The sequence below is a fragment of the Mesobacillus boroniphilus JCM 21738 genome (assembly GCF_000517385.1).
Taxonomy (GTDB): Bacteria; Bacillota; Bacilli; order Bacillales; family Cytobacillaceae; genus Mesobacillus; species Mesobacillus boroniphilus.
Map to the genome: position 1 here is coordinate 1 of NZ_BAUW01000019.1, position 21,437 is coordinate 21,437.

General features: G+C 43.7%; 25 protein-coding genes and 5 pseudogenes. 9 read left to right on the forward strand and 21 right to left on the reverse strand.

All coding sequences use genetic code 11. The features are described from left to right. Positions 1-85: 85 nt before the first annotated feature. Both JCM21738_RS07820 and dxs read right to left on the reverse strand, forming a co-directional pair. Positions 86-934 carry a TlyA family RNA methyltransferase gene (locus tag JCM21738_RS07820; protein WP_023627387.1) on the reverse strand — a complete coding sequence of 283 codons (849 nt, stop codon included), beginning with the start codon at positions 932-934 and terminating at the stop codon, positions 86-88. Positions 935-937: 3 nt separating this feature from the next. Further along, positions 938-2,828 (reverse strand): annotated as a pseudogene (gene dxs / locus JCM21738_RS07825) (1-deoxy-D-xylulose-5-phosphate synthase). Between the two features lie 201 nt (positions 2,829-3,029). On the opposite strand from dxs, the gene JCM21738_RS07830 reads away from it, so the two are divergent. Together JCM21738_RS07830 and JCM21738_RS07835 are read left to right on the forward strand one after the other, a co-directional pair. Beyond that, positions 3,030-3,236 (forward strand): hypothetical protein, encoded by a 207-nt coding sequence (locus JCM21738_RS07830; protein ID WP_023627385.1) that lies wholly within the window; start codon positions 3,030-3,032, stop codon positions 3,234-3,236. A 15-nt stretch (positions 3,237-3,251) separates the two neighbouring features. Beyond that, on the forward strand, positions 3,252-3,452 hold the full coding sequence (locus tag JCM21738_RS07835; RefSeq protein ID WP_148296077.1) for a hypothetical protein: 201 nt from the start codon (positions 3,252-3,254) through the stop codon (positions 3,450-3,452). On the opposite strand, the gene JCM21738_RS07840 is transcribed toward JCM21738_RS07835, so the two are convergent. The 3 genes and pseudogenes from JCM21738_RS07840 to xseA form a co-directional block, all read right to left on the reverse strand. Next, positions 3,449-4,342, reverse strand: coding sequence for a polyprenyl synthetase family protein (locus tag JCM21738_RS07840; protein ID WP_023627383.1), 894 nt, complete (start codon positions 4,340-4,342; stop codon positions 3,449-3,451). The genes JCM21738_RS07835 and JCM21738_RS07840 overlap by 4 nt on opposite strands. 2 nt (positions 4,343-4,344) lie before the next feature. Then, complete coding sequence (locus JCM21738_RS07845) at positions 4,345-4,578, reverse strand: exodeoxyribonuclease VII small subunit (protein ID WP_023627382.1); 234 nt, start codon at positions 4,576-4,578, stop codon at positions 4,345-4,347. Continuing rightward, positions 4,568-5,924 (reverse strand): annotated as a pseudogene (gene xseA, locus JCM21738_RS07850) (exodeoxyribonuclease VII large subunit). Before xseA ends, JCM21738_RS07845 begins: the two are co-directional and overlap by 11 nt. A 77-nt stretch (positions 5,925-6,001) precedes the next feature. Here xseA and JCM21738_RS24280 point away from each other — a divergent pair. Continuing rightward, on the forward strand, positions 6,002-6,163 hold the full coding sequence (locus JCM21738_RS24280) for a hypothetical protein (protein ID WP_156315510.1): 162 nt from the start codon (positions 6,002-6,004) through the stop codon (positions 6,161-6,163). A gap of 48 nt (positions 6,164-6,211) precedes the next feature. Here JCM21738_RS24280 and folD read toward each other — a convergent pair whose 3' ends face one another. The 5 genes and pseudogenes from folD to accB form a co-directional block, all read right to left on the reverse strand. After that, complete coding sequence (gene folD, locus JCM21738_RS07855) at positions 6,212-7,084, reverse strand: bifunctional methylenetetrahydrofolate dehydrogenase/methenyltetrahydrofolate cyclohydrolase FolD (RefSeq protein ID WP_023627380.1); 873 nt, start codon at positions 7,082-7,084, stop codon at positions 6,212-6,214. A 55-nt stretch (positions 7,085-7,139) separates the two neighbouring features. Continuing rightward, complete coding sequence (gene nusB, locus JCM21738_RS07860; RefSeq protein ID WP_023627379.1) at positions 7,140-7,532, reverse strand: transcription antitermination factor NusB; 393 nt, start codon at positions 7,530-7,532, stop codon at positions 7,140-7,142. 416 nt (positions 7,533-7,948) lie between these two features. Continuing rightward, positions 7,949-8,359: an Asp23/Gls24 family envelope stress response protein gene (locus tag JCM21738_RS07865; protein ID WP_023627378.1), complete on the reverse strand. Its 411-nt coding sequence runs from the start codon at positions 8,357-8,359 to the stop codon at positions 7,949-7,951. Positions 8,360-8,373: 14 nt separating this feature from the next. Beyond that, positions 8,374-9,728 (reverse strand): annotated as a pseudogene (gene accC / locus JCM21738_RS07870) (acetyl-CoA carboxylase biotin carboxylase subunit). Positions 9,729-9,740: 12 nt separating this feature from the next. Continuing rightward, positions 9,741-10,247: an acetyl-CoA carboxylase biotin carboxyl carrier protein gene (gene accB / locus JCM21738_RS07875; RefSeq protein WP_023627376.1), complete on the reverse strand. Its 507-nt coding sequence runs from the start codon at positions 10,245-10,247 to the stop codon at positions 9,741-9,743. Between the two features lie 208 nt (positions 10,248-10,455). On the opposite strand from accB, the gene JCM21738_RS07880 reads away from it, so the two are divergent. Then, positions 10,456-11,937: a methyl-accepting chemotaxis protein gene (locus tag JCM21738_RS07880; protein WP_023627375.1), complete on the forward strand. Its 1,482-nt coding sequence runs from the start codon at positions 10,456-10,458 to the stop codon at positions 11,935-11,937. Positions 11,938-11,975: 38 nt separating this feature from the next. Here JCM21738_RS07880 and JCM21738_RS07885 read toward each other — a convergent pair whose 3' ends face one another. The 8 genes and pseudogenes from JCM21738_RS07885 to spoIIIAA all read right to left on the reverse strand — a co-directional run bounded on the left by JCM21738_RS07885 (position 11,976) and on the right by spoIIIAA (position 17,345). Then, the gene (locus JCM21738_RS07885) at positions 11,976-12,521 is read right to left on the reverse strand and encodes a SpoIIIAH-like family protein (RefSeq protein ID WP_023627374.1); all 546 of its coding nucleotides are present in this window, start codon (positions 12,519-12,521) and stop codon (positions 11,976-11,978) included. Positions 12,522-12,524: 3 nt separating this feature from the next. Further along, positions 12,525-13,184 carry a stage III sporulation protein AG gene (gene spoIIIAG / locus JCM21738_RS07890; protein WP_023627373.1) on the reverse strand — a complete coding sequence of 220 codons (660 nt, stop codon included), beginning with the start codon at positions 13,182-13,184 and terminating at the stop codon, positions 12,525-12,527. After that, entirely contained in the window at positions 13,174-13,803 is a 630-nt protein-coding gene (gene spoIIIAF, locus JCM21738_RS07895; protein ID WP_023627372.1) for a stage III sporulation protein AF, read from the reverse strand. Before spoIIIAF ends, spoIIIAG begins: the two co-directional genes overlap by 11 nt. Positions 13,804-13,815: 12 nt before the next feature. Then, positions 13,816-15,015, reverse strand: a complete 1,200-nt coding sequence (spoIIIAE, locus tag JCM21738_RS07900) for a stage III sporulation protein AE (RefSeq protein WP_023627371.1) — start codon at positions 15,013-15,015, stop codon at positions 13,816-13,818. 263 nt (positions 15,016-15,278) lie between these two features. Further along, positions 15,279-15,668 carry a stage III sporulation protein AD gene (gene spoIIIAD, locus JCM21738_RS07905; protein WP_173401223.1) on the reverse strand — a complete coding sequence of 130 codons (390 nt, stop codon included), beginning with the start codon at positions 15,666-15,668 and terminating at the stop codon, positions 15,279-15,281. 13 nt (positions 15,669-15,681) lie between these two features. Beyond that, a complete protein-coding gene (gene spoIIIAC / locus JCM21738_RS07910) occupies positions 15,682-15,888 on the reverse strand; it encodes a stage III sporulation protein AC (RefSeq protein ID WP_009794945.1) in 207 nt (68 codons plus the stop codon). 19 nt (positions 15,889-15,907) lie between these two features. After that, positions 15,908-16,423, reverse strand: a complete 516-nt coding sequence (gene spoIIIAB / locus JCM21738_RS07915; RefSeq protein WP_023627369.1) for a stage III sporulation protein SpoIIIAB — start codon at positions 16,421-16,423, stop codon at positions 15,908-15,910. 11 nt (positions 16,424-16,434) lie between these two features. Further along, positions 16,435-17,345, reverse strand: a pseudogene (gene spoIIIAA, locus JCM21738_RS07920) (stage III sporulation protein AA). A gap of 212 nt (positions 17,346-17,557) precedes the next feature. Here spoIIIAA and JCM21738_RS24285 point away from each other — a divergent pair. The 5 genes from JCM21738_RS24285 to JCM21738_RS25550 all read left to right on the forward strand — a co-directional run bounded on the left by JCM21738_RS24285 (position 17,558) and on the right by JCM21738_RS25550 (position 19,193). Beyond that, complete coding sequence (locus JCM21738_RS24285; protein WP_023627367.1) at positions 17,558-17,710, forward strand: hypothetical protein; 153 nt, start codon at positions 17,558-17,560, stop codon at positions 17,708-17,710. A 109-nt stretch (positions 17,711-17,819) separates the two neighbouring features. Beyond that, complete coding sequence (locus JCM21738_RS07925) at positions 17,820-18,305, forward strand: SIMPL domain-containing protein (RefSeq protein ID WP_052019601.1); 486 nt, start codon at positions 17,820-17,822, stop codon at positions 18,303-18,305. After that, positions 18,266-18,484: an SIMPL domain-containing protein gene (locus JCM21738_RS26665; RefSeq protein WP_081742077.1), complete on the forward strand. Its 219-nt coding sequence runs from the start codon at positions 18,266-18,268 to the stop codon at positions 18,482-18,484. The genes JCM21738_RS07925 and JCM21738_RS26665 overlap by 40 nt, the downstream gene beginning before the upstream one ends. 344 nt (positions 18,485-18,828) lie before the next feature. Further along, positions 18,829-19,011: a rhodanese-like domain-containing protein gene (locus tag JCM21738_RS25545; protein WP_243462940.1), complete on the forward strand. Its 183-nt coding sequence runs from the start codon at positions 18,829-18,831 to the stop codon at positions 19,009-19,011. A gap of 5 nt (positions 19,012-19,016) precedes the next feature. Next, positions 19,017-19,193, forward strand: a complete 177-nt coding sequence (locus JCM21738_RS25550) for a rhodanese-like domain-containing protein (protein ID WP_243462941.1) — start codon at positions 19,017-19,019, stop codon at positions 19,191-19,193. Positions 19,194-19,308: 115 nt separating this feature from the next. Here JCM21738_RS25550 and efp read toward each other — a convergent pair whose 3' ends face one another. The 3 genes and pseudogenes from efp to aroQ all read right to left on the reverse strand — a co-directional run bounded on the left by efp (position 19,309) and on the right by aroQ (position 21,398). After that, the gene (gene efp / locus JCM21738_RS07935) at positions 19,309-19,866 is read right to left on the reverse strand and encodes an elongation factor P (protein ID WP_023627364.1); all 558 of its coding nucleotides are present in this window, start codon (positions 19,864-19,866) and stop codon (positions 19,309-19,311) included. Between the two features lie 21 nt (positions 19,867-19,887). Then, a pseudogene (locus tag JCM21738_RS07940) lies at positions 19,888-20,948 on the reverse strand (M24 family metallopeptidase). 3 nt (positions 20,949-20,951) lie between these two features. Further along, positions 20,952-21,398: a type II 3-dehydroquinate dehydratase gene (gene aroQ, locus JCM21738_RS07945; protein ID WP_023627362.1), complete on the reverse strand. Its 447-nt coding sequence runs from the start codon at positions 21,396-21,398 to the stop codon at positions 20,952-20,954. Positions 21,399-21,437: the final 39 nt, after the last annotated feature.

The following is a 21,437-nucleotide window of genomic DNA, read 5'->3' on the forward strand; positions in this document are numbered from 1 at the left end:
GGATTAAGAATACTACATGTAGTTATCCACAACTAAATAAATTTTATAGTTTCCTAACCAACAAAAAAGAACAGGCTAATTCAGCCTATTCTTCTTCGCTAGTTTGCTTTGATTTTAGTTCATTATGCGCTTCTGTTACGACTGCTTCGGGCTGGGTTTTCAGCAACAGATTTCCTTTTTCTTCTGATGTGCCGTTCCACTGAAGATGAAGCAGGAATTCGATATTGCCATCACCGCCTGTGATCGGCGAGAAGCTTAGATCCACAACATCATAGCCCTCTTCTATTGAAAAAGAAATGATTCTGTCCAAAACTTGTTCGTGGACCTTTCTGTCACGTACGATACCTTTTTTGCCGACTTGTTCTCTTCCGGCCTCAAATTGCGGCTTTACGAGAGCGACGACATCGCCACCTGCCGCCAGCAGGGTTTTTAACACAGGCAATATCAGCCGTAGTGATATGAAAGAAACATCAATGCTAGCGAAATTCGGCATCCCTTTAATGAGATCCTCCGGTTTCACATAGCGGAAGTTTGTCCGTTCCATCACGACGACTCGTTCATCCTGACGCAGCTTCCAGGCAAGCTGGTTGTATCCGACATCCAATGCATAAGACATCTCAGCGCCGTTTTGAAGGGCACAATCGGTAAAGCCACCAGTCGAAGCTCCGATATCCAGAAGCGTTTTCCCTTGAACATCAAGATTAAAAATCTTTAATGCCTTTTCAAGCTTCAATCCTCCACGGCTTACGTACGGGAGGACATTTCCTTTTACCGTCAAGGGAATATCATTGCTGACCTTTTCACCAGGCTTGTCCAGCCGGTTTCCATTGGAGTAGACGAGCCCCGCCATGATTGTCCGTTTAGCCTTTTCCCTAGTTTCGGCAAGACCGCGTTCAACAAGCAGCACATCTAATCGTTCTTTTTTGATTTTCATTTGCTACGCCCTTTTTTGTTTCTGTCTCGCAAGCTTCTGCATTCGCAAGACGACATCTTCTGTTGTCATTCCAATTTCCTCAAGAAGCTTATCGACACTGCCATGCTCAATGAATTGATCTGGGATTCCCATCCTGTCGATTTCTACATGCTGATAGCCCAGGTCATGCGATGTTTCGAGCACGAAGCTGCCGAATCCACCTTGAAGGACAGCTTCCTCAATCGTAAGAATTGGCATGTTATCTTTCATGATGCCAGCCAGCATCTCTTCATCCAAAGGCTTGATAAAACGGGTATTGACTACTTTTACTGATACACCCTGTTTTGCCAGAATCTCTGCTGCCTCCATTGCCATCGGAATCGTTGTTCCAAATGTCAGGATGGCTGCGTCTTCACCTTCACGCAGCACTTCCCAGGTTCCGATTGGGATTTCTTTCAACTCTTCATCCATTGGTACACCCAACCCATTGCCTCGCGGATAACGCATCGCAATCGGGCCTTCGTCATACTTTATGGCCGTGTATACCATATGCTGTCCTTCATTTTCATCTTTCGGCATCATCAATACCATATTAGGCAAGTGCCTTAAAAAGGCGATATCAAATACGCCCTGGTGCGTTTCTCCATCAGCGCCAACAAGTCCTGCACGGTCAATACCAATGAATACATTCAAGTTCTGGCGGCAAATATCATGGACACCTGATCATATGCCCGCTGCAGGAATGTTGAATAGATCGCCAGGAATGGTTTCATATTTTGCGTTGCCAGTCCGGCTGCAAAAGTAGCAGCATGCTGTTCAGCAATTCCGACGTCAATCATCCTGTCAGGAAATTCGCTGGCAAAGCCCTCAAGCTTTGAACCAACAGGCATAGCAGGCGTTACAGCAACGATACGTTCGTCCGCCCTCGCGATTTTCCTTACTGTCTCACTAACCAGCTTACTCCAGGCTGGAGGTGAGAATTCCGGCTTCACAAAATCGCCGGTTTCCATTTTATAAGGTCCCGTTCCATGCCAAGTGCCAATTTTATCATTTTCAGCCGGGTTATATCCCTTGCCCTTTTTTGTGATCACATGCAGCAATACAGGCCCTTCCTGTTTTTTGCATATGCAAGGTTTTGAAAAAGGTCCTCGTAATCATGGCCATCCACTGGTCCAAGATAGGTGATTCCTAATTCCTCGAAAAAGATTCCTGACACAAACAGATATTTTAAGCTGTCCTTTATCCTTTCGGCAGTCGCTGCGAGCTGTCCTCCAATAGCCGGAACCTTTTTTAACAAGTATTCAAGTTCATCTTTTACCCAATGGTACTTACCAGCGGTTCGAAGGCGGCCAAGCACACTATGCAATGCTCCCACATTAGGAGCGATCGACATTTCGTTATCATTCAAAATGACAATCAGCTTCTTCTTTTCATGCCCGATGTGATTCAAGGCCTCTAAAGCCATGCCTCCTGTAAGAGCACCATCACCGATAATCGGAACGATATGGGAATCTTCCCTTTTAAGGTCACGGGCAATCGCCATCCCCATAGCAGCTGAAAGTGACGTTGAACTATGGCCAGTTTCCCAGACATCATGCTCACTTTCAATCATCTTAGGAAAACCGCACAGTCCTTTATGCTGCCTTAACGTATCAAATTGACATGCTCTTCCGGTCAGGATTTTATGTACGTATGATTGATGGCCAACATCCCAAAGAAATTTATCCTTCGGGCTGTCAAAACATTTATGAAGGGCAATCGTTAATTCGACAACGCCAAGGTTAGGTCCTATGTGTCCGCCTGTAACTGATAGTTTTTCAATTAAAAACTGCCGAATCTCCCTGCTTAACTCTTCCAATTCCTTATTCGAAAGATTTTTTAAGAAGGAAGGGTCCTTTATTGATAAAAGATCCATTTCGGACCACTCACTTTCATTTCTGACTTATTATTCCACGTTGCTTATCATATTCTAAAAAAGTTGTTAGTAATAACATATAATAAGTAAAGGAAGGTTTTCAAGCATCAGCTGAAAATAATGGCGTCTGTTTTTCTATTTTATGTATAAGAAAAGCGCAAGCGCCTTGTTCAGCCCCGACAATCGCTGGAGGGCCGACCAGTGAAGTCGTTCTTTGACTTCATTGGGCGGACCGAAATAGAAATGTATAGCCGACTGTCCAGAAACGCAGAAACTGGAGACTCCGACAAAGAAGCGCTTTTTGCTTCTGCCGGCGGAGTTGAAGTTTCTGCGTTTCTAGGAGGCGACACTAGACAATTCGAAAAGCGGAGGCGACTGCTCAACTCCGACAAGCGCTGGAGGGCCTGACAGTGAAGTCGTTCTTTGACTTCATTGGCAGGACCGAAGCGTCTCGAGGAGTTAGGAGCCGCAGCTAGACAAGCGACTCGAGGGGCTAGGCGCTGGAGCTGGACAATTCTCGAAGTGAAAACTATACGTTCCTATCTTATAAAAAAAGCTGCCAACACTACCGTGCTAACAGCCAATTATAGCACACTATTGCACTATTCTCAACGACTGCACTAATGGTTGCGCAGTCCAATCAAATCAGTGATCTGATCAAGAATCCCAACCTCAAGCCCACTTTTGGCAAGTGAATCTTTCGCGCTTCGCAGGTGGTGATCAAGCGCTTCTTTGGCTCCAGCTAATCCAAGTATAGCAGGATAGGTGCTTTTTTCGTTAACTGTATCACTGCCAACCGGCTTGCCGATCATTTCTTCAGTACCCTCAAGGTCGAGGATATCATCACGTATTTGGAACGCAAGGCCAATATGATAGGCGAACTTGGACATTACTTCCTTTTGCTCCTTATTTGCCCCGGCAATTTCTGCGCCGGCAATGATACTGTATTCGAGCAATTTCCCTGTTTTATTAATATGGATATATTCAAGCTGTTCAAGAGTCAGTTCTTTAGTTTCTCCTTCCATATCTGCTACCTGGCCGCCCACCATGCCCGGAGCACCAGCGGCAACTGATAATCCTTTGATCAACGCTAGCTTTACAGGTGCAGGTGCGGCATCCTCTGGGATATCCGCCAGCAAATTGAAACTCAATGTCAATAAAGCGTCGCCTGCAAGAATGGCAGTCGCCTCACCGAATACTTTATGGTTCGTCGGCTTTCCTCTTCTCAAATCATCATCATCCATACTCGGCAGATCATCATGAATAAGTGAATAGGTATGGACCATTTCAATCGCCGCAGCAGCATCAAGTCCATCTTGCGGGTCTTTCCCGAATGCTTCTATTACAGCGAAAACGAGTAGCGGACGGATCCTTTTCCCGCCTGCTTCCAATGAATAAAGCATTGCCTTAGCAAGATTCTCCGGCGTGTCAAGGTCACCAACAACCTCTCTAAGCCGTTTTTCGACAAGTGTCTTATATTTTTTTGTAAAAGAATCAAGTGAAACAGGATGCAAAACTATACCTCCTCATTTATGGAGAAACCCTCAGTCCGTCCATCTTCAGTAATGATCTGGGCCAGTTGTTCTTCCACATTCTTTAGCTTATCATGGCAAAGCTTGGATAATTCCATTCCTTCTTTATAAAAAGAGATCGCTTCTTCCAAAGGCACGTCGCCTTCTTCAAGTTTTTCAACTATAGTTTCCAGTTGATCCATCGCCTGTTCAAAACTTAATTTTTTTTCATCTGCCATTGTTTTCACTCTCCTTGATATCTGTCACGACACATTGAATGCTTCCATCATAAAGCTTCACGTTTATTTTCCGTTGAGGTTTTACCTGGGTGACTGTTTTGATCAGTTCACCATCGTCTGTGTATGCAAGGCTATAGCCTCGGTCCATAATCTTCAGCGGGCTTAAAGCTTCAAGCGTAGATAGTATTCCATTAAACTCTTTTCGCTTTTCAGATAGGACGGCGGTCATTGCCCGGTTTAAAGCCCTCGTGGTTCTCATATGCCTTTCAGCGGACACTTTCCTTAGTTCTTCTGGGTGACTTCGTTCCAATCTTCTTTTAAGTTGCAGAAGTGCATCGTTTTTAGCAAAATAAAGCTTTTCAGCTCCACGAGTCAGTGATTCCGTCAGCTTGTCCACTTGTTCAAGTTTTTGTTCATAAAGCTTCCTTGGATAACGGAAGGCATATGACCTGATCAGACGCTGATAGCGCTTCTGCTGGAAGAACACTTTTTCCCTCATCGCCCTCATCAGTCTTGTTTCCCTGTTCATAACCCTCTCAATGAGCTCCTGAATATGAGGGACGGCCAGCTCCGCAGCACCAGTTGGAGTCGGCGCTCTCATATCCGCGACAAAGTCAGCGATTGTGAAGTCTGTTTCATGGCCAACTGCAGAGATAATAGGAATTTTCGAGGCAAAAATTGCCTGGCAACTGATTCCTCATTGAAGTTCCAGAGCTCCTCAATCGATCCGCCTCCGCGGCCGATGATCAGAACATCAATATCTGTCCTTTCATTCGCTTTCTCGATTGCCCTCACTATGGATGGCCCTCCCTGGTCTCCCTGTACCAGTGCCGGAAAAATGAGTACCTTCGTAATGGGGTATCTTCGCTTGATTGTTGTTAATATATCGCGGATTGCGGCCCCAGTTGGAGAAGTAACAATGCCAACTGCTTTTGGGTACTTGGGAATAGGCTGCTTGTACTTTGGAGAAAAAAGGCCTTCTTGCTCAAGCTTCATCTTCAGCTGCTCATAAGCAACAAATAAATCGCCCACTCCATCGGTTTTCATTTCTTTTATGTATACCTGGTACTGGCCACTGCTTCGTACACTGAGATATCTCCTCTGACCAGAACCTTCATGCCATTCTCTGGCTTGAATTTCATGGACCTGGCGGCACCCGCGAACATGACAGCAAGGATTCGGGCTTTCTCATCCTTGAGCGTAAAATACATATGCCCGCTCGAGTGCCTTTTAAAGTTGGAAATTTCCCCTTTGATATAGACGCCCTGGAGATGCGGATCGGCATCGAATTTTCGTTTTATGTATTTGGTTAACGCGTTGACGGTTAGATAACGCTGATTATCCATTGGTAAACTCCTTTTGTGGAAGGTTAGAAAAGCGCAAGCGCCTTGTCCAGCCCCGACAAGCGCTGGAGGGCCGACCAGTGAAGTCGCTCTTTGACTTCATTGGGCGGACCGAAGCGACTCGATGGGCTATGCGCTGGAGCTGGACAATTCTCGAAGTCGAAATTTATACTTTTGTGTCCTATAAAAAAACTGCCCATACCCATTATAAATTTAGAATCCCGATTCGTCACTTAACATAAGTGGATTTTCAGCTTCTAACTTATAAGAGATATGGACAGAATCACGCCTTAAAGATTTGAATTTTGAAGTCTATTCAGATGGTTCTTTGCAGACTTCATTGTATTGTACATCAACATGGCGATGGTCATTGGACCAACACCCCCGGGCACAGGAGTGATATACCCGGCTTTTTCTTTGACTTCATCATAGGCTACATCACCGCATAGCTTGCCTTTGTCATCGCGGTTCATGCCAACATCGATGACCACAGCGCCTGGCTTGATATGGTCAGCGGTAATCAAGCCTGCTTTTCCGACTGCTGCTATGACTACATCACCCTGTTTCGTATGTTCCTTTAAATCCTTTGTCCTCGAATGGCAATATGTAACGGTTGCATTTTCATTCAAGAAAAGTTGGCCTGCCGGCTTTCCGACAATATTGCTCCTGCCGACCACAACCACATGCTTCCCGGCAAGATTTATCTCTATTTCCTTCATCATGACCATTACACCATATGGCGTGCACGGTAAAAAAGCATCCTGGCCTGTCATCATCCGACCAAGATTGATTGGATGGAAGCCATCAACATCTTTCTCAGGGGAAATAGCTTCTATCAGGTTTTTTTCATTGATGTGATCTGGAAGCGGCAGCTGAATCAAAATGCCGTGAATGTCTTCATCACGATTGAGTTCGTCTAGTTTAGCCAATAGTTCCTGTTCAGTAATGGAGACAGGATATTCAATCAGGACATTATGCATACCAAGTTCTCTTGCAGTTTTTTGCTTGCTGTTGACATAGGTTCTTGATGCCTGGTTATCACCGACAAGTATCACAGCCAGGCCGGGAGTTACTCCCTGCTTCTTCAGCTCCTTGACCTGGTCGGCGATTTCAAGTTTCTTCTTTTTTGCAATTTCTTTTCCATCAATAATACTAGCAGCCATACTTTCTCCCCCTATGTGATCAGGGAAGGTCCAACCTGCCTGCTTCCAATGGTTTTTAGGAAATGCTCTGCTTTACTTTTGACAGAACACCATTAATAAATCGGCTTGATTGGTCATCCCCATATAATTTAGCAATTTCGATCGCTTCATCAAGAACGACATTCATCGGTACATCTTCGTTGCAATACTTCAATTCGTATACGGCAAGACGCAGAAGATTCCTGTCTACAGCTGCAAGCCTGTCGAGAGACCACTTTTCTAAGTAGACCTTGATCTCCTCATCGATTTCCTCCTGATGCTGAACCGTACCGTTCACAAGCTTGTTCAGATAATCATCTCCAGCTTGTTCTTCAAGCACATGTTCGATCGCGTCTGAAACCTCTACCTTACTTATATCAATCTGGAATAAGGCTTGTAATGCCTTTTCTCTTGCTGTTCTTCTTTTCATTGAATTCCTTAGCTCCTTTATGGCTTGTCTGATTCTAACAAAATAATAGCATATCATATCTCTTTACGCATGGTTTCCTATTATTTTTCACTTCTTAGAAAAAAGTTAATCAAAACAAGCGGAAATATCTCTTAGTTGCTAAGAATTTTATGAATTTAGCATGGGGACTAGCGATTTAAGCCAGCCCGTGGCAGCGTAGCGTTGACTTCAACAGGCTTTAGTTTATTTGTGTGGTGATATTGCCATAACATGGGTCTACTTCGGTCAAATTTCCCTCTTCATCACGTGATTTTGTCCGAACATGGTTTTACTTCGGACAAATTTTCCTTTTCAATGCGAGATTTTGTCCGAACAAGGCAATTTCCTGGACTACAAAAAAACCAAAGGCATGCATAATTATGCCTTTGGTTCGGTGGTTAAACTTCTTGTTCGACTTCTGGTTCTACTTTTTGATTTTCGAACTGGACGCCGACTACATGGATATTTACTTCAGTTGCATCGAGTGCAGTCATGTTCAATAATGCCTGGCGGATGTTATCCTGGATTTTTTGGGCAACCACAGGAATAGAAACGCCAAACTTCATGACACAATAAACGTCAACCTTGATTCCTTCTTCGGCAAGCTCAACCTTTACACCTTTGCCGTGATTTTTCTTACCTAGTCTTTCAACCACTCCAGCCGCGAAGCTGCCGCGCATTTGCGTGACACCTTCTACTTCGGATGCAGCGATGCTTGCAATGACTTCAATTACTTCAGGTGCAATTTCCACTTTCCCTAAGCCATTCTCATCATGGCTCATTTCAAGTAAATGTTGCTGTTCACTCATGGCTAGACCTCCTATTATTCTTCTGTCATAAGATCATACATTTCTAAAAATTTCGTATTGAACTGCCCTTCCACGAATTTCTCATGGTTCAGCAGCTTGAGATGGAACGGTATGGTTGTGTGGATGCCTTCAACCACAAACTCACCAAGCGCCCTCTTCATGCGGTCAATCGCTTCTTCCCGGCTGCTTCCATAAGTAATGACTTTCGCAATCATTGAATCATAGTAAGGCGGGATCGTATAACCAGGATATGCCGCTGAGTCTATTCTAACACCAAATCCGCCTGGAGGGAGATACATTTTGATTTTACCCGCTGATGGCATGAAGTTTTTTGCAGGATTTTCTGCGTTGATGCGGCATTCAATCGCCCATCCATTGAACTCTACGTCTTCCTGCTTAAGGTTCAGCCTTTCACCTGAGGCAATCTTGATCTGTTCTTTGATCAAATCGACGCCTGTTACCATTTCAGTTACAGGATGTTCAACCTGTATCCGCGTATTCATCTCCATGAAATAAAATTTACGATTGCGATAATCATAAATAAATTCTACCGTGCCGGCTCCAGTATAATCAACTGCTTTTGCCGCTTTGACTGCAGCTGCTCCCATTTCAGCCCTGATTTCTCCGTCAAGCGCGGGTGATGGTGTTTCCTCGAGAAGCTTTTGAAGGCGCCTCTGGATTGAACAATCACGCTCGCCGAGATGAATGGTGTGGCCATAGCTGTCTGCAAGCACCTGGATTTCAACATGGCGGAAGTCTTCGATATATTTTTCAATATAAACACCCGGGTTCCGAATGCTGTCATCGCTTCCTGCTGGGTGATATTGATCCCTTTAATCATCTCCTGTTCAGTCCTGGCAACACGGATTCCTTTACCTCCGCCTCCAGCAGTCGCTTTGATGATGACAGGATAACCGATCACATTAGCAAGACTTACAGCATCTTCCGTTCTCTCAATGATCCCCTGTGATCCCGGAACGATTGGAACATTCGCCTGCTTCATTGTTTCCCTTGCGACATCTTTAGTTCCCATCTTTTGGATTGCTTCAGGAGATGGTCCAACAAAAATGATGTTGCACTCTCTGCAAAGCTCAGCGAAATCTGCATTTTCAGCAAGGAAACCATATCCAGGGTGGATCGCGTCACAGCCTGTCAATTTCGCTACACTGATAATATTCGTGAAATTCAAATAGCTGTCTTTTGAAGCTTTTGGTCCAATACAATAGGCTTCATCAGCAAGCTGTACATGAAGTGATTCTTTATCTGCTTCAGAGTAAACCGCTACGGATTCGACTCCCATTTCCCTGCAGGCACGGATGACCCGGACTGCGATTTCTCCTCTATTGGCTATCAGTAATTTTTTTATCATCATTATCGCTCCTTATTCGGGCTTGACCAGGAATAAAGCTTGGCCGTATTCAACCAGCTGGCCGTCTTTAACAAGAACTTCAACGATTTCCCCATTCACTTCTGCTTCGATTTCGTTGAAGAGCTTCATGGCTTCTACTATGCATACAATCGAATCTTTGCTGACCTTTGAGCCTGATTTTACATATGCCTCTGCTTCAGGAGAAGAGGATTGGTAGAAAGTCCCAACCATTGGTGAAACGATCTTATGTAAATTGGAAATATCCTGGATTTCTTCCTGCTTCACTTCCTGCACAGCTGCCGTTTCGACCTTAGACTCAGTGCGTGGCGCTTCCTGAACTGCCGGTACTGGCTGTGGAGTAGGTGCTGGTGCAGTTGGATGAACTTGCTCAACTACAGATTTGACTGCTCCATGCTTTTTCATCTTGATTTTTGATCCTTCATATTCATATGAAAATTCGTCAATGCTTGATTGGTCCACTAATTTGATTAGCTCTCTGATTTCCTGTACTTTTAACATCTTTAGGCACCCCTTGTCCATTTCATAATTAAGACTAGATACTAACACTATACGATAATACCATGTAAAAATTCAATATGTAACGCTGTTTCTTGTCTTCCTTCTCTATTTTAATATTTTCTGAAAAAAAAGTGAATTCATACGACAGGAATCCCGAAATTTCTAGCGAATATAACATTAGTTTGAAATTTAGAGGAGAATACAATCGATGAAAAGTATTGAAGAAATTAAGAGAGATGATTTGGAAAGAAAAAACTCTTTAATCGTCAAAGCCACTTTGGTGTCTGTTATTTTGGCGACAGTTGTTGATATTGCCATGCAGAAGGAACTTGCCGTGATTCTTTCAATCATAGTTGGAGGTGGAGCCGGAGTCGGAGTTGTCGCAACGCTCCACTATACCAAAAAGCTAACGAATTTTATCCCTTATCTTTCCGTTATCATTGTATCCGCTGTGCTGTTTCTAATTATGGAAACTAGCGTTTCACCTACTGCCTATACCCTACTTTATTTTATCCTTGCAGCTGCAGCGATCTACATGGACAGGAAATTACTGACCTTGGCTTCCGGTCTCGGGTTTGTAATTATTACGGCATTCACATTGATGCATAACCACGAGTTGCCTTTGGAAACGAAGAACTATGTAACCATTTATCTTTTGTATATGCTGGTCACAGTCATGCTTGGCTTCCAGTTTTCCATCTCCAAAAAGCTCGCTCAAACGATTGAATCAGCACAGCAGGAAACAGAGAGTCTATTGAAGAAAGATTTAGAGACACGCAAAGTAATCGAAAGCAATACAAGGAGCATTGCAAAGCTAATAGATGATGTCAGATTCAAGAGCAAGGAAAATTATCAATCTTCCATTGAAATGACACAGTCTGTGACAGAGATATCTGCAGGGATCAATATCCAGTCTGATTCAGTTGTGGACATTACCCAATCCCTTGAAAAAACAAATCAGGTTATCGCCAGGACATCTCAACTTGTCAAAAAGCTGCACCAGGACTCAATGGCAGCCGAAAAGGTCTCCGATAAAGGCGATGAGCTGATGTCCAGCCTTATTTCAGAATTGACAGCTTCATATGAAAATATGCAGAATGTCAATACACACATCCTGTCTCTTTCCACACTGATCAAGGAAACGACCAGCTTTGCAGCGGATATCCAGGGAATTGCTTCCCAAACTAATCTGCTGGCACTGAACGCATCTATTGAGGCAGCCCGTGCAGGAGACAGCGGCAAAGGATTCGCCGTCGTTGCCGAAGAAGTAAGGAAGCTTGCTGACATCACAAGTAATACGGCGACCCAAATTACCGAAAACTTAAAAAGCGTCATGAGTGATACTTCTAAAACAAAAGAAGGAGTCAACCTGACGGCTGAAACACTTACACAAAACCTCAAATTAGCAGCAGAAACAATGGAAGCATTTGAAACAATACACCAAACTTTTAAAGTTTTGAAGAGCGATATTTCTGAGCAGGAAGGACTGACAAAAATCATCTTGGATTCCTCGATGGCAATCGAAAGTTCCATTACAGGCTTCAGCTCCGTCATCCAGCAGGCAAGCGCTGCGTTGGAGGAAATTTCATCATCAGCTATTTCGCAGAGTGAACATCATGAACATTTATTTAAATCCGTTGAAGCAGCACATCAATCTTTGGATAACCTGATCAAGCTGCAGCTAAAATAAAGGGAAGGCCATCGCCTTCCCTTTTACTTATTGTTCTTTTATTTTACAGGCTCAAATTGTACCGCTACTAGCTGTAAAGAGCCAAGCTCTGTACGCACCATCTGAATAATCTCGTTTGCTGCAGACGCTGAATGCTCCTGAGCTTTTACTGTGATTCTGACGTTCTCACCGTCCGCACGGACAAGTGCATCTTCGTAACCCATTGATTTGATCAAAGTTTCAAGCACGCCTTCCTTTTGAGCTACTTCATCAAGCTCGTTCATCTTTTCAATCGCATCGCTGCGGTCTTGAGCCGGCAGGTCAGTTGAAGCCACGATGTCCTGAAGGTCTTCCTTCATTTTAGTACGCTGTTCTTCAAGCTTCATACGAAGTGCCTCGAACTTTTCATCGCTTGCGATGCCAGAAATGACTGTTTTGCCATCTTTGGATTCTGTTGCTGCCGTCTCTTTATCTTCAGCCTTTTGCTCTTCAACACCAGCCAGATCCGCTTTTTGCTGTTCAGGTGAAGTGATATAAAACACCGACAGTACCACTACAAGACTTAACATTGTCAATAACCAAACTGTTTGCTTTTTCAATAACATCTATTATTCCCCCTTAGATTTTTTAGGCATGACTGCCACACGATGGTTCGGTACATCCAAAGCCCTTGTGACTGCCTCGATAATCCATTTTTTCACTTGTATATTTTCAGCACCCTTGGCTACTACGAGGACACCCCTTATTTCTGGCTTCTTTGTCTCCAGAACGATAGGAACCTCTTTTTCACCGTTGCGGATGATGACCAGCTGCTCATCCTGTGAAGCGTCCTGAACCTTGCGTTTGCCGCCTTCACGATCGGTTTCATCCGTTGTCTGGGACTGGATGGCTGTGTTCTTCTCAAGAACCTTTTTTTCAGTGGCATCCACGTTTACAAAGACTGTGACTTCCCCGACGCCATTTATACCTTCGAGCATTTCGGTAAGCTGAGCTTCATAAGCCTCTTCATACTCAGAAATGACGTCATTTCCTGCCGATTTCTTTTGCCCGAATACGGCCGCATCCTCTTCAGTCCCTGCCTCCTTCGTAGCTGTAACTGACATATCAGGATTTTCATCTCCAAGGATATTGCCTATGAGCATGATTGCTGCCCCGAACAGAACGACAATCATTAAGTATTGGTATTTGCCGGATTTCTTCTCTGGCGGCCCGTCCTTGCCGCTCAATTTCTTCTTAAGCCAGCTTAGTGGACCCTTCTCATTGTCCATGCTCGTCACTCCCCCCTTCTATCATTATTTGAATAGACTTTTCAGGAACATTCCATTTCTCTGACAGAAGAGAAGATATTTGATCTGTATTCTGAGAGGTTTGTTTTGATGGAAGGGGTGCATTCGTATCAATTTCGACTTCTCTTACTACTGCCACAGTCTCTCCCTCATCTTCGGCTTTTTTTACATGCACGATGACATACTCCAGGTTCTCAGGGAAAGGCCGCTGATCCTGATCATTTACTTCAAGCTCGATATTAGCAATCTCCATTCCCTGCTGCTCCATCAACTCCTCCTCTGCGGCTGTTTTCAATTGGACAGCCATTGTTTCTAAAATATATGCATGCTGGGATGCTTGTATTTCTTTTTTCTGAAATTCTATTGAATTTTTTATATTTTCATCCTCTAAACTATTGAATTGGCCCATGGAAGCAATCGCCGATTCAAAGTCAGATGTAAACAGTTTCATGACCGGAGACAGAATGATGGCGATCAAAATCAACCCGGTGACAATCTTCGTATATTTCTGGAAGCTGGAATTAGGCAGCAGCATGTCAAGGACAGTTGCCAGGAGAATGAAGATAATAATATTGGTAATCCATTCTTTAATAAAATCCATTTCTTCTCCCCCCTACCTCACCATCATTGTTAGATTTCCCGCGGCAATAATGACCGTGATCGTCAGGAAAAACATCAAGGATACAATCCCCAGCGCAGCAAAAACATAGATGATGCTCTTGCTGATGACGTCGAGACAAGTTATCACCGGTCCCCCACCCAATGGCTGAAGAATTGCAGCCGCAAATTTATATATGAAAGCTACCATGAGGATTTTCACAGCCGGAAAAGCTGCGATGATCAGCAGAATAGCCACACCCGCCAGACCAACTGTGTTCTTAAGCAGCATCGAGGCACTGATGACAGTGTCGGTCGCATCTGTGAACACCCGACCGATAACCGGAACAAAATTGCCTGTAATGAATTTAGCCGTTTTTACAGTGACTCCATCTGTAACTGCTGAGGAAGCCCCCTGGACGGAAATGACACCCAGAAATACGGTCAGTAAAATCCCAAGCAGCCCAACACTCCAGTTCCGGAGCATACTGGCCAACTGTGTGACCTTGTAATGGTCTGACAGAATGCTGACAATACTGAGTAGTGTCGAAAGAAATAAGAGCGGCAGCACGACATACTGGATGAACATGCCGCTGGTGTTCATCATAAAAAGAATGACTGGATGGAAAAAAGCTGCGGAAATTAGGCCCCCAGATGTTGCCATCAGAGCCAGGAGCAGCGGAATCAAAGCCAGAATGAATTGAATCATTGTACTTATCGTGTCATTTGTGTAATCAACCACAACATGGAAACTGTTGAGCGCAATAATGATGAGAACCATAAACACAATAGAATAGGCAACCTTGCTGATCGTGCTTTTTTCAAAGGAATTTTGCAGGGCTTGAAGAAACATGCTGAATACGGTGAGCAATATGAGTGAACCTAACAATTTCCCATTTACGATAAATTCATGGAATGCAAAGTTCAGTATGCCTTTGAACCATTCTTTCAGTGAAAACTTTTTTTCACCGCTGATGAAATCATATAGACTGCCTTTCTGGCTTTCTGGCAAGTAGCCATCATATTTATTAATGATATCCTCCCAGAATCCTTTCAGTTCATCGATATTCAAATCCTCAAGCTGGGCTCCGGCGATTTTGTCCGGATTGATCAATGTGCTGGTTTTCTCCTCGTCACCAGCAGCTTGTACACCTGGAATGAGAAAAAAAAGCTGGATCAATACAATGCCAAGTATGAACTGCAAATGCTGCTTCAACTAAATTCACCTCTTCCAAGAAAAGCGTAAGCGCCTCGTTCAGCCTCGACAGGCATAAGACGGACGGCGAGGAGGCAGTTTCCCAGCCAGGCAACTGCCCCGAATATACTTCCCTGCAGCCTTGCGACGCGGCGTAAGCCGTGGGAGCAACTAGCTTCCCAGAATGTACTTCCACGCCGGCTTATGACCCGAGGAGCTAGGCGCTGGAGCTGGACAATTCTCAAATAATTAGTTTGGATCTTGCTTTATTTAAAGGCTATCAATCAGCCCGGAATCAAGCGAATGATTGTTTCGATCATTACAGTGAGAATCGGAATGGCCATGGCCAGAATGAGGATTTTCCCGCCTAATTCTATTTTTGAAGCAATAGCTCCCTGGCCTGCATCTTTTGTGATTTGGGCCGCGAATTCGGCAATATAGGCGATTCCAATGATTTTCAGGATGGTTTCTACATAAACGAGATTTACTTTTGCATTCGCCGCCAGCTTCTGGATCATTGATATGATTTGGTAGATTTGATCAACGAGAAAAAGGAAAATAGCTGAACCGGTGAACACGATCAGCAAGAAAGCAAAGTTTGGCTTTTGTTCCTTGACAATCAGGGCCAGGAAAGTCGCGATCAGTGCTACACCTGTTATTTGAAGTATTTCAATGGCAAAGCCTCCCCTACCCTTGAAATAGGAAAACAGATTTAATCTTTTGAAAGAGATCGTCGACAATCGAAGCGACCATGAAAAGGATGTAGATGAATCCGAACAAGGTTACCCACTGGGCATATTCCTTCTTTCCCACCTGATCGAGAATAGTGTGCAAAAATGCAACGACAATGCCAACACCTGCGATTTTAAAAATAATATCCACTTCAAGACCCATCTTGTCCTCCTCCTAAACGCTATATCAGTAAGATGATTAATAGTAAGCCAGATAAAAATCCAATGCTTTTCACCATTTTTTCGTATTTCATTTGTTTTTCGCAGGCATCTGCTTCTTCTCTTTCCAGATGGGAGATCGTCAGCAGGATTTGTTTTTGCTGTGAATGCCGGTCATGCCTGCCGAGCGTCTCACCAAATTGCTTCATGATTTCAAACTCTCCCTGTTTGAAGGCTGTCAGTTTCCAGACTTCTTTCAGGCTTTCTTCCCATGCGGCTTTCACCGTTGTATCGGATTCTGTCAGCTTTTTAGAAAAAGCTTCAAAAAACCAGGATAAAGGCTTAGACATCTGGGCAGCGAGCTTTCTCGAGGCATCGTGCAGCGGTGTGTGACCATACATGATTTCTGCCTCCAAAGATTGCAATGCCGACTTCAGGAGCCGAAGCTGTCTTGGGCGCTCGCTAAGGTGCCTTGATGCCTCGAAACCTGTCCAAGTCGTGGCCAGGATAATCAAGATGGCGCCTATTATTTTTATCATTTATTTCACTCTCACTTTTTGGCGAATTTCTTTCCGCTTGCTTCCCTGATCGAGGTGATTGTTCCCGGGCCAGAAATTCTTCCAAGCTCCACAAATCTATCAAAAATCCCCATCTCTAAAATCGGCTTCAAAGTTGGCCTTTTTTGGATATCCTCTAGCGAATCTCCATGGGTTGTCATGATTAATTTTATTCCCGCATTAACGGCTTCAAGAATTGCTTCTCCGTCTTCTTTGCGGCCAATCTCATCAACGACCAGAACATCAGGCTCATTGAGCGGATCATCATCATCATCCCCTCGGCCTTAGGGCAAGAATCCAGGATATCTACTCTTGGTCCAAATGTAAGTTGAGGGACCCCTTTTACACATCCTGCTATTTCCGATCTTTCATCCACAATGCCAGCTTTTAGAGGAGGCACTTTTTTATCTGGAACTCCGCTGGAAATCATCCTCGCTATATCCCTGAGCAATGTGGTCTTTCCTGTCTGGGGAGGACCTATTAACATGGTATGCTTCCAGCCATTCTGGTAAATGTATGGAAGCAACGGTTCTGCGATCCCGATTTTTTCTCTTGCTATCCTCAGATTAAAAGAAGAGATATCCCTGATTGCTTTGACAAAGCCATTCTCAAGGATTACCTTACCTGCAAGACCGACACGATGACCTCCAGCAATTGTGATATAGCCACGCTTTAATTCTTCCTCCAAGGTATACATAGAAAAATGCCCTAGCTTGTTCAATAGCTGGACAGCATCCTCAGGCGGAATGATATACGGCAAGAATTGAGGCTTTCCTCTAACCGTTATTTCAAGCGGCCGGTTAATCCGTATCCGCACTTCTTCCATTCCATCTTTGTCATTAGGAGGCACTGCATCCAGCAATTCCGCAATTCGTTTCGGCAAAAAAGATAAGATATCGTCCATCGTCGATCCTCCTGACATACGCTTACTTAATATGTATGCCTGCTTGGCCACTTTATGACCGGCAGATTTGTGATTGGTTGATAGAGAGAATTTGTTGAGTATTTGATCTGCGCTGATCAGCTATTTTTTCGAAATGCTTTGTGCTGCATGGCCCAAAATGAAATAATATCGCTTTTAAACGAAAAGAATAGAATCGAAAGGAGTTGATAAATATGAATGAGGATCACAAGAAGTTCCAGAAAGTACAGAGAGACGACCGGGCTTCGTACCTTGGAGGCGGCAGAAGTCCAAAGGAATCACCGATGACAGACACTGAATATAACAACAAGAATGACACTGACAAAGCACCTGGAGCTGGCGAGTAAACTCTTTCTATTCCTTTTTTCCATTCCATGCTTTTTTCTATGACCGTTATTTGTTTTTCAATAACAACATAGAAATAGGTAATAGAAAAATAGTGTGGAGGGATAATGGATGGTTAATGGAATGTATACAGGATACCGCAGCAACAGTAACGGAAATGGAAAGAAGATCACTGTTAGTGGAGAAGGTTCTGTGTTCGCTGCGCCAAACAAGGCGACAGCAACGGTTGGCGTTCGGACGGAAAATCAAAACCTGCAAAATGCACAAGCTGAAAATGCATCGAAATCTAATGCAATGTTGGCAGCCTTGCAAAACCTCGGCATTGCAAAGGATGATATTAATACGGCAGATTTCCGGATTGATCCAATCTACACCTATGAGGACGGCAAGCAATTCTTTCAGGGATATCGTGTCACACATCTGTACAGTATCACGATCAAGAATCTTGCACAGGCAGGCTTGATCATCGACACCGCTGTGGAAAATGGCGCAAACGAGATCATGAACATACAATTTTCAGTGGCAGAGCTCAGGAATTGTACAATCAGGCACTTTCAATGGCAGTGGTTGATTCATACAACAAAGCCCAAACTGTAGCCAGGACTTTAGGAATCCAGACCTCCATTACCCCTCTCACGATTACCGAAGAAACACAAAAAGGTTCACCAGGTCCCTTCCTGGTTGCTTCATTAGATACAAGCAGCACAAGCGGGACGCCGATAGAACCAGGACAACTGGAAATCAAAGCTACAGTTACAGGAACATATATTAGTTAGGCTCTTTTCTCAAACTTTGTTGCTATTGACTACAACATAGGAATAATGACCTGTGTTTCTTCACAAAATTAAAGATTTTTAGGAGAAAAGAGCTTGCACACTTAATACCGAACTACAAAATGGCTATTATCACGTTACAGTCGGCTTTAGGATTTTAACAACGTCTTTACGAAAATAGCCATTAGTTAAATAAATCTACAAAAGTCAGGCCTATTGCCTGGCTTTTTTGTGATATAAAATTATAAGCTAAACATGCAAACCTTAGCTGACACAATTTGTCTATATCCACATGAATATTTTTAAGTTAAAATACCTCTATATGTATTTATTAAGGAGAGATCATCATGAAGAAATTATTTGCGGCATTTATGTTAATATTATTGATTACCGGCTGTTCGGGCGGCGGTTCCTATACTGATGTTTCAGTCGATGAAGCAAAAGAATTGATAGATAGTGGTGAAGCTCAGGTTTTGGATGTGCGTACCCTGATGAATTTGCAGCAGGACATATTCCAGGAGCAAAATTAGTTCCATTGCAAGTCATTGAGAGCATGCTTTCCGAGCTGGATAAAGAACAAAAATATTTAGTCGTTTGCCGCAGTGGCAACCGCTCTGCGCAGGCAAGCGAAATCCTCGTGGAAAATGGCTTTAAGAACATTTACAATATGACCGGCGGAATGAATGAGTGGAAATTTGACATTGAGCAATAAGAAAACTGAATGCACCTCGGTCAGTCTAAACAAGCGATGCATATCTTAGCATCTCGTGAGGAACGAGATGCTTTTTTCATATAAAAACTGCTTTTCAGCAGTTTTTGATATGGGTTTAAGCACGAGATACATAAGATGCATCTGTTGTATTGATGACAAGTTTGTCACCCTGGTTAATGAAGAAAGGAACCTGTACTGTAAGGCCAGTTTCCAATGTCGCAGACTTAGTACCGCCGGAAGAAGTGTCACCTTTGATTCCAGGTTCTGTTTCTGTCACTTCAAGTTCAACTGTGTTTGGAAGCTCGACACCAAGAGTTTCGTGGCCGAATTGCATGATGTATACCTCCATGTTTTCCTTAAGGAATTTCAATTCATATTCAATAGATGTGCCTGGCAATTCAATTTGCTCGTAAGATTCATTGTCCATGAATACGTGCTGGTCGCCGCTAGCATACAGGTATTGCATTTTGCGGTTCTCGATTTGTGCTTTCGCTACTTTTTCACCAGCTCGGAAGGTTTTTTCCTGAATCGCTCCAGTACGAAGGTTGCGAAGCTTTGAGCGAACAAAAGCCGCTCCTTTTCCTGGCTTTACGTGTTGGAAATCAAGGACACGCCAAATGCCATTGTCCACTTCGATTGTTAAACCTGTACGGAAATCGTTAACTGAAATCATTATTTGTCCTCCTAATGTGTCCTATAATATGATGAGTTCCTTAGTAGAATGTGTCAGTGACTCATTATGGTCTAGTGTAATAACAGTATCATCCTCTATTCTTACTCCGCCCAGTCCAGCAATGTAGATACCTGGCTCGACAGTCACAACCATTCCAGTTTCAAGGACGGTATCAGATCTGAATGACAGACTAGGTCCTTCGTGTACTTCGAGTCCGATTCCATGGCCTGTAGAGTGGCCAAAATACTCACCGTATCCTTTTTCCGTGATAAAGTTGCGTGTAAGCGCATCAGCTTCCTTGCCTGTCATGCCCGGTTTGATGCCCGCCATTCCCCGAAGCTGGGCTTCAAGTACAATATCATAGATTTCCTTTAATTTGTCTGAAGGCTGCCTACTGCTAATGTACGGGTAATATCAGATACATACCCATTATAATATGCGCCATAATCCAGGGTTAAAAAGTCCCCTGGTTCAATCACCTTGTCACTTGCTATTCCGTGGGGAAGTGCTGAACGGTAGCCTGAAGCTACAATGATATCGAATGAAGAGGATGCTGCTCCCTGTTTTCTCATGAAGAATTCCAGTTCATTTGATACTTCCAGCTCTGTCCTGCCCGGACGAATAAACTCTAGGATATGTGTAAACGCAGCATCTGCGATGGCTGCTGCTTCCTTTAATATCTTAATCTCTGAATCAGTCTTAATCAAGCGTAACTTTTCGATTTCCCCCGATACAGGCACCAGTTCAGCTTCCACGCCCTTATCGAAAGTTTTATAAGCTGAATATGTAAAATGGTTTTCTTCGAAGCCAAGCTTTTTGATTCCCAGGTTTTTGGCTTGTGCCGCCACTTCATCCTGAATCAGTCCTTTATGCAGGACCACCTCGTAACCTTCGCATTGTTTTGCAGCCTGCTCAGTATACCTGAAATCCGTGATGAAAAATGCTTTTTCTGCACTGATCAGCACCATTCCGGCAGAACCAGTGAACCCAGTCATATATCTGCGGTTGTAATCACTTGTGACCAGCATTCCATCGATTCCGAGCCTTTGAAAGCTCTCGCGCAATTTTTGAATTTTCTCCATAACCTATTCCTCCCCTTTTGCTTCCCTTTTGAATACTTCAAGCGCCAATTCATAGCCAAGAAAGCCTAGACCTGCAATCTGCCCCTTTGATACTGGAGCAATCACCGATTTGTGCCTGAATTCCTCTCTTTGATAAACATTGGAAATATGTACTTCGATAACAGGACAATTAATCCCTGCAATCGCATCCCTGATGGCGTAGCTATAATGCGTGAAGGCTCCCGGGTTAAAAATAATGCCATCCATACCAGTGTCTTCTGCCTCATGGAGTTTGTCAATCAGATCTCCTTCATGATTCGATTGGAAGCAAATAACCTCAACTTGGCTTTCCGCTCCAAGCTGGACCATCCGTTTTTCCAAATCCTCCAAATTCCTGACACCGTATATTCCGGGTTCTCTTTTTCCCAAACGGTTCAAGTTGGGTCCATTGAGCATGAGTATTTTTTTCATAAAAGGCTCCCGTAAAAAGAATGTTCAATAAGAACATTC